Here is a 21886-nt window from a genome sequence, read left to right as displayed (position 1 = left end):
ATCCCCCGAGCGTCAGCAGCATTTGACGTAGATCGACGTCGTCGCGGACTTCTCCCGACCGGAGGCATCACGTACGGTCACTGTCGCCGTCCAGCTGGTGCCCGGCGGGCCCTCCGTGTTGTAGGCGTGCCGCGGGGCCCGCGAGCTCGTGATCCATCCGGTGGAGCCGGTGCCGTCGCCGTAGTCGAAGTTGTACGAGACGGCGCCACTCGACGCCGACGCGTCGAGGACCGCGTAGATCGGGCCGTAGGGTGGCAGCGGCGAGCCGTCGTCCACCCAGCGCAGGGACGCCACCAGCGAGTCCACGAACGTCGCCGTCACGGAACGGTCGCCGCCGGAGAGCGTGACGGTGCAGCTCTGTGTGCCGGAGCAGTCGCCGGACCAGCCGGTGAAGTCGCCGCCGTCACCGGTCGCCGTCAGGGTGACCTGCGTGCCGTCCGCGACGGAGACCGAGCAGGTTCCCGGGCAGGAGATGCCACCGCCGGTCACCCGGCCCGGTCCGTTGGCCGTCACCGACAACGTCCGGTTCGGCGTCGGCTCGGCGAAGGTGGCGGTCACGCTCATATCGGGGCGATTAGGAACGACCGTGCAGGTGAGGCTCTGGCCGGTGCAGTCACCGGACCAGCCGACAAACGTCGCTCCGGAGTTGGGAACCGCGGTCAACGTGACTGTGTCGTTCAGATCCCAGGTGCTTTTGCACTCCCGTGCCCCCGCCACGAGGCACATCTGGCCACGTGAATCCCTGACTCCGCCGGGCCCTTCGGGGGTAATACCAAGAATGAAGGACGAATCCCGGACGAGGATGGTGCGGGTGGTCTCGGACGTAAGGCCGGCGGTGTCGGTCACCCGAACGCCGACCTGATAAGTCCCGTAACCGTAGACCTTGCTGGCTTGCGGGGCCGACTGGGGTGCCCCGAAAGTCCCGGTGAAATTGAAGGCATAGCTGGCGATCTGCTCGCCGGGCACGTTCGATTTCGAAGCGCTCGCGTCGGCGGTGACGGTGCCGGCGTACTCGGTCAGGGAAAGTTCGGCGGTGGGCGGTTCCGACCTCGGTGTTGTCTGGGACGGGGTCGGCCTGGTTGATGTGATGGTCGGGTCGGGTTGGCCTGACCCGCTCGATGTCGGGTCCGGCCGCGATGTCGGATCCGGCCCTGGCGTCGGATCCGGTCCTGGCGTCGGTGTCGGGTCCGGCCGCGGGATGCCGGCGACGACGGTGATCCGGGCGGTGGGGGCGGCCTGTCGGCCGTCGGCGAGGGTGACCCGTGCCGTGATGGTGAACTGGCCTGCCTTCGACCAGCTGTGTGAGACCTGGACGCCGCCGCCGGCGGAACCGTCGCCGAACTCCCAACGCACGGCACCCAACCGTGTGCGGTCGGTTGCCACAGCCCGCATCGTCACCTGCTCGCCGATGGCGGCCCGATCCGCCGACAGCTCGATCGCGACCGTGCCGGGGGTCGAGGGGGTGGGGGTCGAACGGGTCGGGGTCGGCGTGATGGTGGGCGGCGCGGTGGTGGGCGGAGTGGTCGGTGGTGCGGATGACGACCCGGATCCGCCCGGCCCGGAGGACGGGCCCGATGCGCCGCCGCCGGGGACGAGCCCGGCGTCGGGCCGCTCCGGGTCGTACTTCTGGATCTCCACCGTGGTCCCGTCGAGGCGGATCACCCCGGCCCGCTCGCTGGCGGGGTCGTTGTAGAACACGAACGACCCGCTCGGAACGAGCTCGAAGACCGTCTCGTCCCCACCGGCCAGCACCTCGGGGCGGGCCACCACCCGGCCGCTGGCCAGGTCGATCACCGCGACCTCGCCGGTCGTGTAGTCGGGGACGAACACCCGGCCGGCCGCCTCCTGTGCCGGGCCCAGACGATGGCGGGCGGCACCGAGATCCACCGCCCGGTCGCAGGACCTCCGGTCCAGGTCGCTCACCAGCAGCACACCGCGATCACCGGACACGGCGTACACCCGGTCCTGTGTCGGCGAGCCGGTCACCGCCACCTCGTCGCCCTGGCGGACGTCCAGGCAGGTCGCCGGCCCAGGCACGCCGTCGGCGCCCACCGGGCGGACGGTCCGCGCCGCGGCGTCCACCACCGCGACCCGCCCGCCGGCCAGCACGAGGGTGGCCGCGGCGGGGTCGGCACCGGACGGCTTCGGGTGCTTGCCGGAGTCATCGACACGGATCAGGTCACCGGAGTCACTGTCGATGAGCCACAGCAGCCCGGCACCGTCGACCAGCGCGGCACCCTCGCGGACCCGGGCGCCGAGTGACTGCTCGGGTCCGCGGACCTGCAGCGTCGCCGGGTCCGCGACTGTCACCAGCCCAGCGGTCGCGCTGACGGCGTAGAGGGCTGACCTGCCGGGGAACAGGGCGAGCGGCTCGCCGGCCCGCCCGAGCGGCGCGGGCGCCGTGGTCTTGCGGTACGTCGCGCCGTCGATGCGGGTCACGCTGTTCGCGGTGGCGTTGGCGACGAACGCGTCCGCGCCGGAGCGGGCCGCGGTCAGCTCACCGCGCCCCACCGCGACCTGCGCCACCACCTGGGCGGACGCCCCGTCGGTCAACGCGGAGGCGCCGTCGAGCAGGGCTGCCTGGCCAACCGCCGAGGACACCAGCCAGGTGGTGCCGTCATCAAGGGCCACCGTGCGGGCCTTCGGTCCGTCGGCGGCCGTGACGACCACCGCGGCGGTGCCGAGCAGGACGGCGCACAGCGCCCACCAGACGGCGGGTATGCGGACCACCGGCGGCCAGCCGCCCGTTCTGCTCATCAGCGGCGACGTCGTGGCAGCAGTGGCACCGGGCTGAGTGTCGCGGTGACCCGGCGCCGGACGCCGTCACTGCGGCGCAGCTCGCGACTCGCCGCCGCGGTGAGCTCCCAGGCCCGGCGCGCATCGGTGTCGTCCGGCTCGGTCGCGCCGAACAGGGCGGTGCCGACCAGCGGGGCCAGCAGCGCGAGCTGGTCGCCGACCAGCGGACCGCGCCGCGCGGCGGCCAGGTCGGCGACCTGGTCCGCGGACAGTGACAGGGAGCGGGCCAGCCCGCGTTCGGCGAGCCGGTCACGGACCTCGCGCCAGGCACCGGCCACCCGTGCCGCGGGTGGCCCGGCCCGCGCCCGGCGACGGCGGCGCCGGGCCTTCTCCCCCACGATCCCGGCCGGCACGGCGACGGCCACCACGAGCAGCACCAGCAACAGCACCCACCACAGGCTGCTGGCGCCGGATCCGCCGCCGGTGGCGCCGAGGTCCGCGGACCGGTCGAGCTCCGGGCGGACGACGGCGTCCGCCGCCTGGGCCTCGGGGGCCTGAGCCGCGCCGTCGCCGCCGGTCGGGTCGTCGGGGTCGGGCGGGGGAAGCCGATCCTTGAGTTTGGAGATGTCGGTGGGGTCGAAGGCGACCCAGCCGATTCCCTCGAGGGCGACCTCCGGCCAGGCGAACGCCTGACGGGACGTCACGGTGAACTCTCCCGCCTGTGACGAGGTGCGCCCATCGAGCAGATACCCGACGGCGATCCGGCTCGGCAGGCTCTCGATCCTGGCCAGCAGCACGAACGCGGTCACGAACTGCTCGACGTAGCCGTGATGGTCGGCCTTCACGCCGCCTGGATCAAGGAACCTCTTCAGCGCGCCCAGGGAGTGGCCGGGACGGGCGTCGAGGTCGACCGGGAACATCGTGGAGTTGTTCAGGTAGGCGGTGAGCGAGGTGATCTTGCCGAACGCGGTGGTCTCGGTGCCCACCGCGTCCGCTGCGGCGTAGGTGATCTCCTCCGGGATGTTGGCGGGCAGCGCCAGGTAGGGAAGTATCTCCGTGCCGCGGGCGACGTGGGCGTCCGGGAGTCTGGGGTCGTCCGCGACAGGTACCTGGGCGGTGAGCACGTACCGGTCGCCGGCCCGCAGCGGGTCCGTCGCGGCCAGCGACCCGGAGCTGGGCTGGTACGCGTAGCTGACGGTGGCGTCGCGGATGCCCGTCGGCTGGCCGAGCGTGGGCAGGAACGGGCCGCCCGGGGCCTGGGCGGTGACGTCCATCTGGATCTCGCGGCCGGTCGTGGTCACCGGGGTGTCGTCCGTACCGAGAACGCTGCCGGTGCGGACGAAGACGCTGTCGTCCCGCCAGGTCGCACCGTCGAAGTCCGTGAGCACGGCGGTGCGGATCCGGTCGGTGACGACCTTCCCGTCGTTGCTCGGCAGCCGCACCGTGAAAAGCTTCCGCTCGGCGCCGCCGCGTGCGGACTTGACCTGGACGAGCGGGTTGAGCGTCGAGGTGATGTCGACGGGCGGATGCCGGTGGTCGCGCGGGTCGAACCTGTCGTTCCCCTCGGCGATCGGCGACAGGACGGCGAGGCCGGTGCCGAGCGCCGCCATGAGCGCCACCGCCGGGATCCCGACGGCCAGCTGGCCGGCTCGCGGCCGGCGCCAGGACGGAGCACCGGCCAGCGACCGGGACCGCAGGCCGGACGGTGACCGTCCACGGCCTGGCCGGCTGGTCGGACCACTCGCGTCACTGCCCGCCTGGTCCGCCTCGCCCGAGGCCCCGGCGCCGCCTGGAGCACCCGGGCCGCCCGTACCGTCCTCGGTCAGGCCTACCGCGACCGCGGCGATCCGGCCACGGCCGGGCAGTTGGGCCGCGCGCACCACGGCGAGCGCCAGCCCGACGACGGCGATCAGCCCGGTGAGCACGAACAGCGAGCGGCCACGGCTGGCGACCAGCAGCAACGCGACGATGTAGCCGAGCAGCGGCGGAAGGAGCGGGGCAAGCACCGCCTCGGCCCGCACGACCAGCACCGCCGCGCTGAACGCCGCCAGCCACACCAGGAGTACGGGCAGCAACAGCAGATCGCCGTCGGGGGCGGCCGGCAGGCCTACGGTGAGCAGCCGCGCCCAGCCGTCCCGGGCGGCGGCACCGAAGTCGGTGACGACTGACGCCCCGTCCGTGAGCCGGCCCGCGAACAGTACGAGAACGCTGAAGGCGAGCGCGCCGGCCAGCCCGGCCAGGCCGACCAGCGGCGCCGGCCGCAGGCGCGCGCCGGCCAGGCAGCCCAGTGCCGCGGCGCAGGCCGCCGCCGCGACCAGTTCGAGGGCGGCGCGCCCGGCCGGGCCGCCGGCGAAAAGCCCGCCGAACGCGAGCCCGACCAGGGCGGTGAGGACCCCGGCGAGCACGACCTGGGCCGGCCGGAAGGACCTGACGGCCGGCGGCGGCGGACGGAAGGTGGTCCGCCGGGCAGGGCGCGGGCGACGCGGGCGCAGCCCCCGCCGCGCCGGGCCGCCCGATCCGGATTCCTCCGGCGCGCCCTGCTCCGGGGGGACCGGTGGGACTGGCCGATCACCCGGTGGGCCGGGCCGGGCAGGCCGCGCGGCCTGAGCCGGAGCCGGAGGCGCAGAGCCGGCCGGCGCCCCGTAAGGAGCCGGTGGAGCGTACGGCGCCGGTGGGGCCGGTGGGGCCGGTGGGGCCGGTGGGGCGGACGGAGCCGGCGGAAACGCCGGCGGCGGGGCCGATGGCGCGGACCCGGCGGCCGGCCGGGTGGACGGCGGAGCAGCCGGCCGCGGGCGCTGCGGCTGCGCCGGGCCCTGCGGCTGCGCCGGGCTCTGCGGCTGCCGCGGACTCGGCGCCGGCGGAGGGGCCTGTGCCGGCCGCGGGCTCCGCGGGGGCGAAGGCGTCTGCGATTGGCGGGGCAGTGGTCGGGGTGCGCGGGCCGGCTGTGGCGGTGGCGCGGGGGGCAGATTGAGCACCGGGAGTGGCTGGGTCGTCTCGGCTGGTGAGGGCTCGTCCCGCCGCCGGCCCGGTGGCGGGGTCTCCTGGCCGCTCACCGCCGGACCCAGGAGTTCCAGACCGCGGCGAAGTCGTCGCTGGTCCGCACGTTCACCGTGAGCGCCCCGCGGACGGGTAGCCCCGGGCGCCCGTGCTCCTCCCCGACGCACACCACGCTCGCCATCGCGAACCGCGACCGCACGGCGGACACGGCGCCGAGCCTGGCGCCGGGCGGCTGACCGGTGACCACGCCGAGGACCATGCCGTCCTCACCGGGCGTCATCCGGGTCAGTTCGGCGAGCCCCGGGTCGTCGTCGGCGGGCGCTACGGCGGCGAGCAGGTCAAGCAGGCCGGCCACATCGCGGCTGCTCTCGGCGGCACCACGCCGCCCGCCGGTGGTCCACAGCTCCACCGGGAAGCCGTGGTGGGCGCCGGACACCGCCAGTGACGCGGCGACCCGCACCGCGTCCTCGAAGTAGTCGCCCGCGTAGGGGGCGGCGCTGGTGTCGAGCACCACCGTCATCCGCGGTTCGTTGGGAACGACGTTGTGCCGGACCATCATCTTTCCGGTGCGTGCGGTGGACCGCCAGTGGATCAGCCGTAGGTCGTCCCCGCGGACGTACTCGCGCAGGCTGTGGAACGCGACGCCGCCCAGCGGCGAGGTCGCGCTGGTCGGGCCGTCCATGTCCGGCGAGCCGCCGGTCGGCAGCGGGTCCACCGTGTGGATGCGGGGATGCACCCGCAAGGTGGAACGGTCCGGGAAGGCCCGCCCGACGTGCAGCAGGCGCAACGGGTCGGTGTGCCCGACGACGAGCGGGCCGACCTCGAACACCCCGCGTCGGTCGGTCGGCAGCGGGTACGCCGCCTGGAACCGGGCGCCGGGCGCGAGGCTGGGCAGCGCCACGGCCACGGTCTGCTCCCCCACCGTCTCGGCCGCCAGGATCGGCGGGCTGCGCCGCCGCGCCGCGTTGGTGACGGTGACCAGGGCCCGGGCGCCGTCACCCTGGAACACGCTGGGCGGGTGGATCTCCCGGATCAGGGTCACGTCCGGTGTCACCGTCATCCAGCCGGCGGCACACAGCAGCGCCACCCCGGCCACCAGGCCGAGGGCGAGCAGCTCCGGGTAGTCCAGCACCAGCCCGGCCGCGATGAGCACGGCGGTGGCCGCCGCCATCGCGACACCGGACCCGGTGATCCGCGTACTGCCCGTTGCCTGTGAGGACCCCATCGGTTCCCTGCCGGGCTAGTAGGAGGACACGCGCTGGTCGGGAACCGGCATCGAGGTCATGATCGCGCCGAGCAGGCTCTCGCTCGTCGCCCCGGACAGTTCCGCCTCGGGCCGCAGCAGCATCCGGTGCCCCAGCACATAGGGGGCGAGGGCCTGCACGTCCTCGGGCTTGACGAACGACCGCCCGGCGGCCGCGGCGTGGGCCTGGGCGGCGACGGCGAGGGCCATCCCGCCGCGGGGGCTGACACCGAGGCGCAGCTCACCGATCCGCCGGGTCTCCGAGACGATCATCACGATGTAGCCGAGCAGGGCCGGCGCGAGGTGGATCCGGCGCACGATCTGCGTCATCCGCTGGACGTCCGCGATGCTCACCACCGGCGACAGCGACCGGGGGGTCACCCCGCGGGCACCGTTGGCGAGGATCTCCACCTCGGCCTCGTACCGCGGGTAGCCGATGTGCAGGCGCGCCATGAACCGGTCGATCTGCGCCTCGGGCAGGTCGTACGTCCCGCCGTGCTCGACGGGGTTCTGGGTGGCGATCACGATGAACGGCCGGGGCACCTCGTACGGGATGCTGTCCGTGGTGGTGACCTGCCGTTCCTCCATCACCTCAAGCAGCGCGGACTGCGTCTTGGGCGAGGCCCGGTTGATCTCGTCGGCCAGGACGACGTTGCCGAACACCGCGCCCGGCTGGAACTCGAACTCCCGGCTCTCGGCGTTCCAGATCTGCACCCCGGTGACGTCGGTCGGCAGCAGGTCGGGGGTGAACTGGATGCGGCGCATCAGGCCGCCCTCGATCGAGCTCGCGATCGCCTTCGCCAACGAGGTCTTGCCGACTCCGGGGACGTCGTCGATCAGGATGTGCCCTTCGGCGGCCAGGCACACCAGCGCAAGCCTGATGACCTCCGGCTTCCCCCGGACGAAACGCCCGATGTTGCCGTGCAGTGCTTCGAAGCACTCGCGGAACCAGGTCACCTCGGCGTCTCCCGCCGCGGCGCCGGCCGCCGGGGGGCTGGTCATGAGCCGCTCCGAACGATCACGCGGCGAACGCTAGGGGAGGTCGAGCGCCCCGGTAAACGGCCTCGCGGTTGTGGTCCCGAAAGGGCAGCACACCCCGCCCTGGCGGGCGATCTCCGGATACCTGCGGGCAGGCGACGTCCCGCGCCGGCCCCGCTGGCCGTACCGGCCGTACCGTGCGGGACGTCACCGGTGCGGAGCACACCGTACGGACGCGGGCGGAGCGTGATGGATCCGGTTGTGGAACTGCGGGACCGCCGGCTTCAGGTCCGTCCCGGGGAGACGGTGCAGACATCCGCGACGGTGCACAACGCCACCGATGTCATCGCCCAGTACACGTTCGAGGTCCTCGGCCCGGCCGCTGCCTGGGCCGAGGTCGTCCCTCCGACGGTCTCCGTCGTGCGCAACGGGCGGAACACCGTCCAGATCCGGTTCCGGCCGCCGGTCGGGCCGGTGGGGAGCGTGCCGTTCGCGCTGCGCTGCGTCTCCCAGGATCATCCCGACAGCGCGGCGGTCGACGAGGGCGAGCTGGTCGTCGGGGCGATCCACGACATCGTTCCCACGGTTACCCCGACCATCTCGCGCGGTCGCTGGACCGGCCGGTGGACGGCGCGGTTCGAGAACCGGGGCACGGTCGCGGCCCGGCTGCGGGTGACGGCGTCCGACAAGCGCCGCGAGCTCGGATTCGCCCTCGCCCCGCACGAGATCGTCGTCGATCCCGGCCAGACCGGCGAGGTCTACCTGAAGGCGCGGGCCAGCGTGCCGACGCTGCTCGGCACCGTCACCCCCCGACCGGTGCAGCTGACCTACACCAGGGCCACCGGCCCGGACGAGAAGGCGGACGAGGGAACCGTCGAGCTGGTGTTCGAGCAGGTCCCCGTACTCTCACGGGCCGTCGCCGCGGTCGGCGCGCTGGCACTCGTCGGCGGTGCCGCGGCCGTCCTCCTGCTGGCCCGGGCCGCGCCGAGCGACAAGCTCGCCTCGGACAAGGTCTCCCGGCCGGACCAGCCCACCGGGCTGACCGCCGAGCCCGCCGGAGCCGGCGCGATCAGCCTGAACTGGTCGGCGGTGCCCAGCGCGGAGAACTACCTGCTCTACAAGCTGGTCGGTGCGGACGCGGACGGAGCCGCCAACGAACTCCATCCGGTGAAGGCCCCCCTGACGGCGCACACCTGGGAGGGACTGGCGGCCGGGGCCCACACCTGCTTCCGCCTCGTCGCCTCCAACGAGGGCGGTGAATCCAAGGCCTCCGAGATGGTGTGCCAGGACGCCGGGGCCAGCCCGGCCACGCCGGAGCCGACCGGCTCGTCGACCCCACCGACGACGCCCACACCCGACCCGAACGTCACCGGCACCACTCCCACCGACCCGGGCGGGAAGACCGGGCAGGGACGTGAGCCTCAGGGCTTCTACGTCGTGCTCGGCAGCTTCTGGAAGGAGGACAAGCAGGAGCAGGACGCTCAGAAGCCACTCCTGCGCAAGACGGAGATCGACCGGGCGCTCGGCGTCACGACGGTGCTGGCGGACGCGGACGCCTCGAAGCGCCTGGGCAGCCAGTTCCCAGGGCAGGTCATCATCTACCTCGACGGGCAGTTCGCCTCCTGGGCAGAAGCCGACGCCTACTGCACGGAGAAGAAGGCCAGTGGGCTGCTCGGCCGGGACCCGGTCTGTTTCGCTCCGCTGGAGGCCGGCAGCGCCACCGTGCGTCCCGTGCCGTCACCCACCCCGGCAGGCAACGGACCGCCGTCGGGGACGCCCAGCGCGCGGCCGACCTCGCTGGTGTTGGGCCGGTAGCCGATGGCCTACGCCCTGGGCATCGACGTCGGCACGACCTTCACCGCCGCCGCGGTCTGGCGTGACAACAGGGCCGAGACGGTCGGCCTCGGCGACCATTCCCCGGTCATCCCCAGCGTGCTCTTCCGGCGGGAGGACGGGCTGATGCTCGTCGGCGCGGCCGCCGAGGCGCGGGCCGTGACCGAGCCCGACCGGGTCGCCCGCGGGTTCAAGCGCCGGCTCGGTGACGACGTGCCGATCTGGCTCGGCGACACGAAGGTCGACGCGACCGACCTCACCGCCGACATGATCCGCTACGTCGTCGCCAAGGTCACCGAGCGGGAATCCCAGGCTCCGGCACACGTGACGTTGGCCTGCCCCGCGACCTGGTCCACGCACCGCCGCGGCCTGCTGGAACAGGCCGCCAGTCGCGCCGGGCTCGGCGAGCGCACACGTGTGGGCCTGCTCGACGAGCCGACCGCGGCCGCGGTCTGGTACGCGGCACAGCCGGACCGACAGCTCGGCCCCGGCGAACTGCTCGCCGTCTACGACTTCGGCGGTGGCACCTTCGACGCCACCGTGCTGCGGCGGACCGTCGACGGATTCGAGCTGTGCGGGGCTCCGGGCGGCGAGGACAGCATCGGCGGCGCCGATGTCGACGACGCCGTCCTCGAGCACGTCGCCCGAGCCGTCGGCCCAGGCTGGTACGAGCTGGACGTCGCCGACCCGGCGACAGCGCGGGCGATGGCCGCCGTGGCCGCCGCCGCGGTGACGGCCAAGGAGCTGCTCTCCGACGACACCCGGGCCGAGATCCCGGTCATCCTGCCCGGGGTGAACAGGGTCGTCCCGATCACGCGGGACGACCTGGAGGACTCGGTGCGGGTCCTGATCCTGCGCACCGTCGACGCGTTGCGCAGGACGATAGCCGCGGCCGGGTGCCGGGAGACCGACCTCACCCAGGTGCTGCTCGTCGGCGGGTCGAGCCGCATTCCGATGATCGGCCGGCTGCTGGCGGACCACCTCGGGGTGACCGTCACGGCCGATGCGCACCCGAAGCTGGCCGTCTGCCTCGGTGCGGCGATCTCCGCGGGTGCCCGGCTGGCCGCGGCCTCCGTCCCGGATCAGGCAGCAGCGCCGCGCCGAGACCCCGTGGCACCAGGCTGGCACGACGGCGACTGGCACGACAGCGGCTGGCACGACAGCGGCTGGCACGACGGCGCCGAGCCCTCCCGCACCGCCCCACCGGACGAACTCTCCCGCACCGCCCCACCGGACGAGCTCTTCCGCACCGCCCCGCCGGACGACGTCCCGGTGGAATCCACTAGTACGACGACGGGCGGGTGGAGCAGGACCGGTCCCGGCAGCCAGGTTGATCCCCCGGCGGAACAGGAGGCCCGTCGGGCCGCCGACCTGATCGCCCCGGTACACGGCGGCCCGGCACCCGCCGAGGCCGCGCCCGCGGCGGTGAGCCTGCGGGTCGATCTCGACCGGGCTGGTCTCACCGCCGCGACCGACCAGCTGCTGCGCCCCGCCGCGAGCGTCCCGCGACGGGTCCCGCTCGCCGATCGGGACGCGCCGCTGGTGGTGCGGACCGCGGGCGACAGCGACTACCGAAAGGCCGGTCGACGTGGCGCGGTCGTGTACGCCGCCGTCGCGGCAGTGGTGCTCCTGGTCGCCGTCATCGTCGGGGTCGGCATCGGCCTTGGCGGTGCTACGGGCGATCCCAACCTGGCCGGTGGCGCTCCGCCGTCCACCAGGCAGGGAACCGCCGGCGCCGGTGCCGGCACGGCCCTTCCGGCCACCGAACAGGTCGCCCGGCTGACCGGTGGCCCGTTGGCGGGAGCGGGCATGGGCCCAGGCACGGGCTCGGGCACAGGTGCTGGCACAGGCGGACAGGCAGGCGGCTCCGCGCGCGGAATCGCCCCACGGCCGGGCGGCGGCTGGGTCGCGGTGGGGAGCGAGATCGGCTCAGGCTCGACGGACGAGACGCCCGCCGCCTGGTGGACCGCCGACGGGGCAACCTGGCAGCGCGCCGCGACCGCCGGCTCGGGCGGTGGCGTCACCGGCGGCCTGGGTGCCGTGACCGCGACGTCCGATGGCGCCCGGCTGGTCGCGGTCGGCTGGGACGACAGCGCCGCGGGCGTGTTCACCGCCACGGCCTGGACCTCCACGGACGGGCGAAGCTGGCAGCCGGCCTCGGTCGAACGGGCGTCGAACGCCACATTGCGCGACGTGGTGGCTGTCCCCGGTGGCCTGCTGGCCGTCGGCCAGGATCTCGCGCTCGACCGTGAGGGCGACGGCACCGTATGGACGTCGTCCGATGGCACGTCGTGGAGACGGCTGACCGTCACCGGCGTCGACGGGTTGGGCGTCCAGAGCCTCGACCGGGTCGCCCGGCTTGCCGATGGCAGCCTGCTCGCGGTGGGCCGGGAACCATCCGGGGCTGGCTCGGTGAGCCGGGTCCGGCGTTCGACGGACGGCGGGGCGGCCTGGGCCGCCGTCGAGACGGATCTTCCTGACGGGGCCGAAGTCACCGGCCTGGCGGCACTCCCCGGCGGACGGCTCGTCGGCACGGGCTCCACGCCGGCCGCGGGGCACCGCGAGCCTCGCCTCTGGGTGACCGACGCCGGTGCACGGCGATGGACGCCGCAGGAGCCAGTCGTCGCCGGGAGCACCGGAGGCACCGGAGGCACCGGAGGCACCGGAGGCACCGCGGACGCCGAGGTGGACCTGCTCGGGGTGGTCGCGCCCGGGGCGGTCCTCGCGACCGGCACAGTCGCCGGCTCGACGCCGGCATCGTGGACGATCGACCTCGACCAGCCCCGCTGAGCGCACCCGGCGCGGGTTCCCCGCAATCCCGATAGCGGAGTTCCTCGATAATCCCGCCTACGGCCAGCCGACCAGCCGACCAGGGCAAGGCCCAGCGGACAGAAAGGCCCGGACCGCGCATCGGGGTCCGGGCCGGCGGGGCCGGGACGGGTTGCACCGTCCCGGCCTCGCTTTTCATCCGTGGCGGTTCCGGACCGCGCTCAGCGCTGGGTGTAGAAGACGCCGATCTTGTCGTTCTCGGTGGCGGCACGGCCGTGGAATCCAGCGATCTGCCAGCCGGACGGCGCCGTGTACGTGACGCAGGTGGACGTCGTGGCCCCACCGGCGAGGGTGCGCCCGAGGTTGGTGGTGAACCTGGTGTAGAAGACCCGGGTGCTGCTGTCCTTCACGCCTGAGCACAGGTAGACGGACGTCAGGTACTCACCGCTGCCCAGGGTCAGCGACTGGGCGGTTCCGCCGGTGCCGCCGTGGTTCAGTGTGGTGCCGTTCGTCAGGGTCAGGCCGATCTGGTCGACCCGGGAGCCGGAACGCAGCCTGACGGTGCTTACCGTGGCGCCGGCCGGAATGGCGTTGATGTCGGTGTAGGCAGTGCCACCGGAACCACCGAACTGGTCGCTGGCCTGGTAGGCGCTGTTACGGGTCCAGCTGAAGTCGACGGCGATCGGGAAGTGGTCGGAAAGCATGACGCCGGCGGAGTTCAGGAAGTCGGCGTTGCGGTTGGCGTAGCCGGTGGCGTTGAGGGTGACGAAGCTGCTGCTGCGGTACAGGACCTTGTCGACGACCTCGCAGGTGTCGGTGGGCGCAGCCTCGTCGCAGACCAGCGCGGTGCTGCCGGTCGCGGGTGCGACCCCGCCGCGCTCCAGCTTCACCCAGGCGTCGGTCAGTCCGTTCGCCGCGGCGAAGGCGGCGATGGTGTCGCCGGTGCGGGTGTAGCGGGCGTTGGTGTCACCCATCACCACCACGGCGTTGCCGGCCGAGTGCGACGAGATGTACGAGGCCAGCTGGCTCAGGTTCGAGGCCCGGGCGCTGGTGTCCGCGCTGGTGGTCCCGGCGTCCGCGTGCAGGTTGTAGAAGTCGACGTAGACGCCCTCGCCGAGGCGGATCCGCTTGAAGGTGAAGCCCTTCGGCGTCAGGCAGTCGGCGCTGTCGAAGGTGCTGCAGTCATCCCAGGTCACCCGGTCGAGGTCGCTGTAGCTGACCTTCGAGAGGGTGTTGAGCCCGCTGCCGAACGGGACGCCGCCGCTGGTCGGCGTCCGGTACGCGTGGGTGGTGTCGCCGTCGTAGAGGTAGGAGTGGTAGTTGAAGTCCTCCTGCACCTGGACGATGTCGTAGGGGCCGAGGCGCTGGCCGATGGTGGTCGTGCTCTCCGCGCGCGGGGTCTCCGCGCTGGAAAGCGCTTCGGGCAGGCCCGCGATGTTGTAGGTCAGGGCGGAGAAGGAGCCTCCGGCCGGTGAGGCGGCGTTCGCGGCCGGAGTGGCCACAGCTGCGGCACCGATCGCGAGTGGCAGGGCCAGGGCAGCCGCGAGCAGGGCACGGCTCGGGCGGGAAAACAAACGCATCAGTTCTCCGCATCGGCAGATGTCGGACGGAATCTGGCGTCGGAAAACTATGGCCCGCGTTACAGAACGGTCAACGGTCCACAATCGAAACAATCAGGCAACAATTGACAACCCGCCAGCGGCGATACCACACAAACCCGCACCCAGACCTGACGGACGTACTCGTCGAACTCGGGGCACCCGGCGACGGTGAACGGCATTCCGCTTTCGACCTCTATACGCGTTCACCCCGTCACGCTACGCTCATATCACGAGCTCGCCTGTTCCACACTCGCCGCCCCCGGCTCCGGACGGTGCCACCCCCAGGGGCAGGCAGTGGCCGGCAGGAGGAGCTGCAATGGGATGTTGCTGCGGAGGCGGGAGCGAGCCGGTGAAGAATCTGTCCGCCCCTGCCCTTGCCCTGCTACTGCTGCTCGCGCTGAGCGCGAGCGGGATCTCGGCCGGCGACTCCACCGCCACGCGCCCGGCGTCCGGGTCGGTGCACAGCCGGCAACCACAGCCGTCCGGCGAGAGCGGCGAGGCCACCGAGCCCGGCGAGGGCAGGGTCGCCGAGGCCGCGGGTCGCACCGACGAGATCCGGAAGATCGAGCGGATCGAGAACAGGTTCCGGCGGAACCATCTCGGCACCCAGAGCCGATTCCAGGCCGATACGGACGGCTGCGCGGCGCATTCCTACGGCGAGGTCCACGTCTTCTTCCTGCAGCAGCCGTGCTCCGCGCTGAGCCGGGCGCAGTTCACGATCACCGACGGCAGGGGAAACATCGCGCTGGTCGCCGTCTCCTGGGTGGAGATGCCCGATCTTGACAGTGCCCGGGCCTTCCAGGAACTGGTCGACGACGCCCAGGGCACGGGGAACATCACCGAACTCTCGCGAGAGGCGGGCCCCTACCAGGCCGTCGCGTACAGCGGCGACGCCTACGGGTCACGCCGCCGCGGCCTCGTCGTCACGAGCGCTCAGGCCGAACCGGTCACTCTCGGCTGGGCAGGAATCCCACTCGCCACGGTCGCCGCCGACGCCGTCCGCTGACCGGCCATCATTCTCGGTATGGAGCTGTGGGGTGCGGCGCTGTACGGGGATCCTTGTGGCGAATGCCAGTTCGACTGGCGGATCGACATGGTGCACGCTGTCGTGCTGGTAGCGGCGTCACCCGCCGAGGTCGATCGACGGTCCAGGGATGCGGTTGGCGGCGAGCGGCTGTCCGCCGGAGCGTGGAGCGTCGCCGAGTACGTCAGCCACATGGCCGACAACCTGCGGAACTGGGCCGAACGGGTCCAGGGAGCGCGCCTGGCCGGCATCACCGACATCGCGGGGTACGACCCCGATGAGCTGGCCCGTGCCCGCCGGTACGACAGCGTTCCGCTGGCGGCGGCCCGGTGGGCCCTCGGGATCAGCGCGCCCGCCTGGGTTGACGTCATGCGCGCCGCGCTCGCCGAGGGCGTCGTCGTCCGCCACGCGACGCGCGGTGAGCAGCAGGCGGCCGACATCGTGCGGAACAACGCCCATGATGTGTGGCATCACCTGTGGGATATCGACCGTGTTCTCGGCCGGAGCGCCGCCGGGGTCAGTCGCCCGGGGTAGGTGCGGCGAGGCCGGCTGCCTTGGCGGTCAGTTCCACGGAGCGCAGGCGCTGGGCGATCGTCGGGGACTGGTGGGCGACGATGAGCTCGTCGGCGTCGGCGTGGGTGGTGAACCAGTCCAGGTACTCGCCGACCGTGTCCGGGGTGCCGGCGGCGGTGTACTTCATCATCTGGACGAGCTGCTGCCCCTGCGGTGCCGCGAGGATCTCGTCCGCCTCGGCGTCGGTGAAGGTCTGGCCGCGGCCGAGCAGCCAGCTGACCCGCTGGCGGCGGATCGTGCGCTGCTGGTCCTGTGCGTCGTCGGCGGTGTCCGCAGCGATGACGTTGACGCCTGCGATGACGTACGGCTGGTCGAGCTGCGCCGACGGCTGGAACAGGCGGCGGTAGAGGGCGACCGCGTCCTGCAGGGCGTTCGGGGCGAAATGCGACGCGAACCCGTAGGGCAGCCCGAGCGCCGCCGCGAGCCGGGCCCCGAACAGCGACGACCCGAGGATGTACAACGGGACGTTCGTGCCCTTGCCGGGGGTGGCGTCGACGCCGGGGATGAGCGACCGGCCGGCCAGGTAGCCCTGAAGCTCCTGGACGTCCTGCGGGAACCGTTCGGCCGAGCGGTCGTCCCGGCGCAGGGCGTACATCGTCTGCTGGTCGCTGCCTGGGGCCCGGCCCAGGCCCAGGTCGATGCGGCCGGGGTGCAGCGTCGCCAGCGTGCCGAACTGCTCGGCGATGGTGAGCGGCGAGTGGTTCGGCAGCATGACACCGCCGGAGCCGAGCCGGACGGTGCTCGTGTTCGCCGCGACATGCGCGATGAGCACGCTGGTCGCGGAGGACGCGATCCGCGGCATGTTGTGATGCTCGGCGTACCAGATCCGCTGGTAGCCGAGGGACTCGGCCAGGCGCGCGAGCGCGACGCTGCCTTCGAGGCTCTGCTGCGCGGTCTCGTCGACGCCGATCGTCGCCAGGTCGAGGATGGAGAGCGGTACTGTCACCGGTTGAGCCCTTCGTCATCGGCGTCGTCACCGCCGTCGCGGTCGCCGCCGTCACCTCCGTCGCCGGGGCGTGCCCTTCAGGCAGCCCGACAGGTGCAACGTCAGGTGAGCAGGCCGGCCTTCCTGGCCTCGTCGAGCCACTGCGGGTACTCCGCCAGCAGGAGATCGAAGACCTGCCGGTCGTCGAGGGCCTCGATGTCGTCCGGCTCGACGAAGTGCGCGTTGTCCACTGGACGTCCACGCAGGTCGTCGAGGCGGCGCAGGAAGTCGAAGGGGCCCTCCCCCACGCCGAGGAACTTGTAGAAGATGTTCCGCTGCGACGCGGTGACCAGCTCCTGCCTGGCGGCGGTCCGGCTGTTCGGCGCGCCGTCGGTGACGAACAGCACGTATACCGGCAGCCCGTCGGCCGGAAAGTGCTCGCGGACGAGCGTCATCGCGGCGGCGTAGTCCGTCCGGCCCATGCGCCGGCCGGTGCGCAGCCGGTCGATTCCCCCGGCGTAGTCCGCGAGGGTGAGCTCGCCGGCGTGGACGGCGCCGGTGTCGAAGATGAACACGTCGATGGCGCCGTCGTCGTCGAACTGGGTCGCGAGCGCCAGGGCCCGTTCGGCGATCCGCTGGACGACGCCCTTGACGTACAGGGCCCGCATCGATCCACTGTGGTCGACGCACAGCGCGACCTTCGCGCGGGCGGTGTCCAATGCCTGTGCCGACAGCCGAGAACGCGCCTCCTTGACCAGACTGAGCAGCTCAGGGGCCTGGGCCTCGATCTTCTCCAGCGATATCGGCATGGACCACACGCTATCGGGCCGCTCCTGGGCGGCCGGCCGAGCAGCCGGGCGGAGCGGCCCGGTCGCGGTGGGGCCAGCCGGGTAACGCGGGTCAGCCAGGTGAGCTGGCTCAGTTAGGTGAGCTGGCTCAGTTAGGTGAGCTGGCTCAGCGCTTGACGACCAGCTGGGAGGCGACGGTCGGCAGGTCCGCGTAGGTGACGATGCCCGGCCGTGCGGCGACCACGGCGGGAATCGCGTTGACCACCGGCAGAGCTGTGATCATCGAGCCCATGGCGCTGATGTCGTCCATGGTGAGGTTGGTGAGGTCGGCGGGGAGGACCTCGACCCGCAGGTTGATCTGCGGAGTGCCGCGGACCTCCATCAGGTAGGCCATCGCGATGTCCCAGGCTGGTTCGATGTCGGCGGCGACCGTCCAGCGGACCTGCGCCTCCACCAGGTCGGTGCCGGCCACCGAGCCGATCCAGCGCGCGTCGATCCCGGCGACGCTGCCGGCCCGCACCGTGCGGCCGGGGACGTCGGCGTCGGTGGTCGCGTGGGCGAACTCGACCTCGCAGCGGATGTCGTCCAGCTCCAGGCCGAGCTGGTGGGCGATCGACTCGACGGCGTCACCGAACACCGCGGTGGCCTTGCGGATCTCGTCGGCGTGGCCGGGGTCGCCGGCGGGGCGGCCCCAGCCGAGCTCGTTCTGGTTCGCGTCGCCGGCCCACAGCCCGATGTTGAACGACTCGGTGACCCGGATGTAGTTCACCTCCCGGCACGGGCCGGTCGCGACCGCGGCGAGGTAGTCGGCGAAGCCCGGGTTGATACCGCTGCCGAACAGGCTGGCGTTGCCGGCGCGCGCGGCCTCGTCGAGCGCGGCCCGGCTCTCGGCACCGTAGGCGCGGCCGGTGATGAAGCCCGCGCTGGAGACGACGTTGATACCGGCGCGCAGCAGCCGGGTCAGGTGCTCGACGTCGGGGTACAGCGGCATGTAGATCACACAGTCGGGACGTAAGGCGATCAGCGCCTCGACGTCGTCGGTCGCGGTGACACCGAGGTCACGGTCGAGGCCGGCCAGCTGACCTGCGTCCTTTCCGACCTTCTCCTTGCTGAACGCGAACAGCCCGACCAGCTCGAGCAGTCCAGGACGCTCGACGATCGCCTTGATCGACTCCTTCGCGACGTTTCCCGTCGTCCATTGCACGACGCGCACCGGCCGGGTCGCCTCAGTCATTGTTCTTCCTCAGGTACGAAGTTGTAAGGAACCGTGCGCGCACACGGACAAGGCCGCCAGTTCATCGTGGGCGCGAGTGAAAGTGAATTTTCGTTGGGCACTTGCTCAGCTTTGCTGCGAGCTTTCTAACACACCTTTCTCCGGCCCGGCAAGGTACCTCGTTTACCTCGCGGGGCGGGGGGCCGGTCGCCTGCCGCCGGCCACGAACACCCGACCACGGACACGGCCACCGGTCGCGGGCGCCGGGCACGGAGGCCGGACACGGGCGAGGCGCGGTCGCGCCCTGCGTCGTCGYGTTGACGCGGCGCAGGACAGAGGTTCGGCGCCGGGTCAGACGGGCGGCCAGCCTGATCGATGTTCGGGAGCTTTCTGACAGCCATGGTCAGCTTCCAGTGTTCGCATGGTTGTCGCGTACCCACACATAAAAGGCTCCTTGTGGTCTCTCACTCAAGCTTCTTGACGCCCATGTAGCCACAGATTTCGCAAGCCTTCGGGAGCACTATTTTTGATCGGATACCGAGAGCTCTTTACCCCGATTTTGGGCTACCCGCGGATCTTGGCAGGGCCGGGACTTTCTCGCCCGTAGGCCTGAAGTCGCCCCTGGAGTTACCGAAAGCGCTGGTCACGGCGGTAGTTCGGATTTCACCGGCTCCCCCTGTGCCACTTCGGGCCGGCAATACCGGACGGACGGGTCGTCCAGGCGGGATTTCGACACCATTCGACAGCGCACGATCCGCGGCAAATTCATTCAATACATTGATCGAATCCCCGTTTCAGACATTAATGTCACCCTGGCCGCGCGTGGGTCGCACTCGGGGAAGCCGACGACCTCGACGCACGGCAAGGCGGCAACGGCGATGGCGGGCGGCAGGGGCGGGGGCTGGTGCGCGGGTGGTRGCTCGTGGCGGCAGGCAGCAGGGCGGCTCGTGGCGGCGGGTAGCTCGTAACGGCAGGCAGTTGGTGACTTCTGTTGGCAGGCAGCAGGCGGCTCCAGACGGCTGGCGGCCGGTGGCGGCACGCGGTGGATGGCGGCGTGCGGGTTCTCCGTGGCACGGTCGGGTAACGTCGGCCGGCGGCTGGAAGGCATCTGGCAGGCGCGGGAGTACCAGCCCCGTGCCCGGCGGGTCCACCTGTGCCTCCGGCGTTCAGGCTCCGGAGCCAGGGAGGCGTGCTGAGCAGAGTTGTGGTGGTCGGCTCGGTCAATATGGACGTGCTGACCCGCTGCGTGCGCATGCCCCGGCCCGGTGAGACCGTCCCGGGAGGCTCCGTGAGTCTTCTGCCGGGYGGGAAGGGCGCGAACCAGGCGGTCGCGRCACGCCGGGCGGGTGCGGCGACATCCATGGTGGGTGCCGTCGGTGACGACGACTTCGGGCGGATACTGCGCGACTTCCTGAAATCCGAGCATCTGGACCTCGGCCGGCTGACCGCGGTTCCAGGGCCGTCCGGTACCGCGGTTATTCTCGTCGACGGGTCGGGCGAGAATGCCATCACCATTGTTCCGGGTGCGAATGACCGGGTGCTGCCGAATTCGCTCGACGGCCTCCCTCTCACCCCGGGCGATATCCTGCTGTTGCAGGACGAGATTCCCGAGGCAACGAACATTGCGGCGATCGCCCGGGCCGGGGAAGCCGGTGCGGTAACGGTGCTGAACCTCGCCCCGTATCGGCCGACGCCGCCTGGCGTGCTGCGCGACGTCGATTATCTGGTCGTGAACGAGACCGAGTTCGCCAATGTCACCGGTGKCGGGGCGGACCTGGCGGCGGCGATGACGTCCGATCGGGTGGAGGGGCTGCTGGCCGACGGCGCGGGGGTGGCGCCCAACGTCGTCGTCACCCTCGGCGCCGAGGGCCTGTTGGCCCGGCTCGACGGCGCTGTCCTACGGGTGCCCGGCTTTCCGGTGACGGCGGTGGACACCACCGGCGCGGGCGACTGCTTCTGCGGCGCGTTCGGCGCGGCCCTGGCCCGAAGCGAGGAGCCTGAGCAGGCGCTGCGGTACGCCAGCGCCGCGGCCGCCCTGTCGGTACGCAGCCACGGGGCCGGGCCCTCGATGCCCACGGACGCCGCCATCAACCATTTCCTCGGCTCACCGGCTCGGTAGCCGAGGGCTGCGGCCTGTTGGGGAACGAACCAAAGGCGGCCGTGCGACGCCCCGGGCAGGCCAACGGACACGTACCTGCGGCGGACATGCCCGTCAGGTCACGTTCCTTGATCGGAAGGGCAGCACTTCATAGGCTGTCGGGCGGCGTGATGAAGACCGGGTCAACAGCATCATGTCTCTGTATTGGCCTGGTTGATGAACCGGGGGTGGCGTGACAGACAACGGGGGAAGCGGCGATGGCGGTGACCGTCGCCTGCGGCTTGGCCTGGAGATCGCAGGCCTTGTTGTCGCCATTATCGGCGTAATCGTCGGGATCAGGGCGTACCAGAACGGGAGTCCACAGGCATCGCCTCCCGGCGGCCCGGCCACGGTGCGAACCACCGCGAGCCCAGATATCACCGACCTGCTGAGCGGCGGCGGCCAAACGCAGGGCGCTCTGCCGCCCTATCTTTCTCCTTCGTATTCTGCACTTCTGGGCGTACCGACCTACACGGGGCCCACGGAGACCAGGCCAGAGCTTCTGAGCGTTCCCGAGTCCTTCATCGGCCGGTGGCAGGGCGTGGTTTCATCGGCCAGCTCGAGATCTCCCGTAAATATTACGATCGCCGGCGGTCGGCTGGGCACGACGGTGGGCACCGCCGACTATCCGAAGTTGCAGGCCGCCGACGGTTCACCCTGCGTCAAGACCCTGGTCCTCCTTGCAGCTTCACCAGACCAGCTCGAAGTATCGGAGGAGCTCAGGGACTCCCCCTACTGTTCCGACTACAGTTTTCTGTCAAACAACATCATCATATCCCGGTCCGGATCGACGCTTTCGGCCAGGTGGTACCCAGGCGGATTCGCCCCCACGGGGAAAGCAGTCAGAGAAGCCGTCATACAGAAGGTCAATTCATTCTCGTAGCCGATGACGGCCGCCACGCCGCAGGCGGCAGCGCAACAGCGAGAGAACGGGCGAAATCCAGCCAGCATTCGCACTGCAGGTGCAGAGCAGTCTCTCCACCGAGGGTTTAAGCCGTCGTTCGGACCCACATTTCGTCGGCCTTTTGCCAGGCGGCTCGGTGCGCGACCACGATTGGGGCGGCGGCTG

General features: G+C 71.8%; 14 protein-coding genes. 6 read left to right on the top strand and 8 right to left on the bottom strand.

Features of this window, described 5'->3' with window-relative positions:
- Window positions 1-12 precede the first annotated feature (12 nt).
- The 4 genes from CcI49_RS26930 to CcI49_RS26915 all read right to left on the bottom strand — a co-directional run bounded on the left by CcI49_RS26930 (window position 13) and on the right by CcI49_RS26915 (window position 7978).
- Window positions 13-2757 carry a PKD domain-containing protein gene (locus tag CcI49_RS26930; RefSeq protein ID WP_131831192.1) on the bottom strand — a complete coding sequence of 915 codons (2745 nt, stop codon included), beginning with the start codon at window positions 2755-2757 and terminating at the stop codon, window positions 13-15.
- Window positions 2757-5141, bottom strand: coding sequence for a transglutaminase domain-containing protein (locus CcI49_RS26925; RefSeq protein WP_076830506.1), 2385 nt, complete (start codon window positions 5139-5141; stop codon window positions 2757-2759). The genes CcI49_RS26930 and CcI49_RS26925 overlap by 1 nt, the downstream gene beginning before the upstream one ends.
- 644 nt (window positions 5142-5785) lie before the next feature.
- A complete protein-coding gene (locus CcI49_RS26920; RefSeq protein ID WP_076830502.1) occupies window positions 5786-6958 on the bottom strand; it encodes a DUF58 domain-containing protein in 1173 nt (390 codons plus the stop codon).
- Window positions 6959-6973: 15 nt separating this feature from the next.
- A complete protein-coding gene (locus tag CcI49_RS26915) occupies window positions 6974-7978 on the bottom strand; it encodes a MoxR family ATPase (protein ID WP_054564474.1) in 1005 nt (334 codons plus the stop codon).
- 237 nt (window positions 7979-8215) lie between these two features.
- Between CcI49_RS26915 and CcI49_RS26910 the strand changes: the two genes are divergently transcribed.
- Window positions 8216-9769, top strand: coding sequence for a fibronectin type III domain-containing protein (locus CcI49_RS26910; RefSeq protein WP_241840255.1), 1554 nt, complete (start codon window positions 8216-8218; stop codon window positions 9767-9769).
- Between the two features lie 3 nt (window positions 9770-9772).
- Entirely contained in the window at window positions 9773-12577 is a 2805-nt protein-coding gene (locus CcI49_RS26905) for an Hsp70 family protein (RefSeq protein WP_076830499.1), read from the top strand.
- Between the two features lie 200 nt (window positions 12578-12777).
- On the opposite strand, the gene CcI49_RS26900 is transcribed toward CcI49_RS26905, so the two are convergent.
- On the bottom strand, window positions 12778-14136 hold the full coding sequence (locus CcI49_RS26900) for a jacalin-like lectin (protein ID WP_076830496.1): 1359 nt from the start codon (window positions 14134-14136) through the stop codon (window positions 12778-12780).
- Between the two features lie 370 nt (window positions 14137-14506).
- Here CcI49_RS26900 and CcI49_RS26895 point away from each other — a divergent pair, with 370 nt between their 5' ends.
- Both CcI49_RS26895 and CcI49_RS26890 read left to right on the top strand, forming a co-directional pair.
- Entirely contained in the window at window positions 14507-15163 is a 657-nt protein-coding gene (locus CcI49_RS26895) for a hypothetical protein (RefSeq protein ID WP_054564480.1), read from the top strand.
- An 18-nt stretch (window positions 15164-15181) separates the two neighbouring features.
- Window positions 15182-15715, top strand: a complete 534-nt coding sequence (locus CcI49_RS26890; protein ID WP_054564481.1) for a DinB family protein — start codon at window positions 15182-15184, stop codon at window positions 15713-15715.
- Here CcI49_RS26890 and CcI49_RS26885 read toward each other — a convergent pair.
- From CcI49_RS26885 to CcI49_RS26875, 3 genes are all read right to left on the bottom strand, one after another.
- Entirely contained in the window at window positions 15699-16700 is a 1002-nt protein-coding gene (locus tag CcI49_RS26885) for an LLM class flavin-dependent oxidoreductase (protein WP_054564482.1), read from the bottom strand. The two genes, CcI49_RS26890 and CcI49_RS26885, sit on opposite strands and share 17 nt — an antisense overlap.
- A 101-nt stretch (window positions 16701-16801) precedes the next feature.
- A complete protein-coding gene (locus tag CcI49_RS26880) occupies window positions 16802-17488 on the bottom strand; it encodes a VWA domain-containing protein (protein WP_054564483.1) in 687 nt (228 codons plus the stop codon).
- Window positions 17489-17633: 145 nt separating this feature from the next.
- Window positions 17634-18701, bottom strand: a complete 1068-nt coding sequence (locus tag CcI49_RS26875) for a dihydrodipicolinate reductase (RefSeq protein WP_054564484.1) — start codon at window positions 18699-18701, stop codon at window positions 17634-17636.
- A 1132-nt stretch (window positions 18702-19833) separates the two neighbouring features.
- Here CcI49_RS26875 and CcI49_RS26870 point away from each other — a divergent pair.
- Both CcI49_RS26870 and CcI49_RS41665 read left to right on the top strand, forming a co-directional pair.
- A complete protein-coding gene (locus tag CcI49_RS26870; RefSeq protein WP_347280143.1) occupies window positions 19834-20799 on the top strand; it encodes a ribokinase in 966 nt (321 codons plus the stop codon).
- A 211-nt stretch (window positions 20800-21010) separates the two neighbouring features.
- Window positions 21011-21700 (top strand): hypothetical protein, encoded by a 690-nt coding sequence (locus tag CcI49_RS41665; protein ID WP_131831191.1) that lies wholly within the window; start codon window positions 21011-21013, stop codon window positions 21698-21700.
- Window positions 21701-21886 lie beyond the last annotated feature (186 nt).

It is taken from the genome of Frankia sp. CcI49, assembly GCF_001983215.1.
Taxonomy (GTDB): domain Bacteria; phylum Actinomycetota; class Actinomycetes; order Frankiales; family Frankiaceae; genus Parafrankia; species Parafrankia irregularis.
This window is presented reverse-complemented; position numbering and strand designations above follow the sequence as displayed.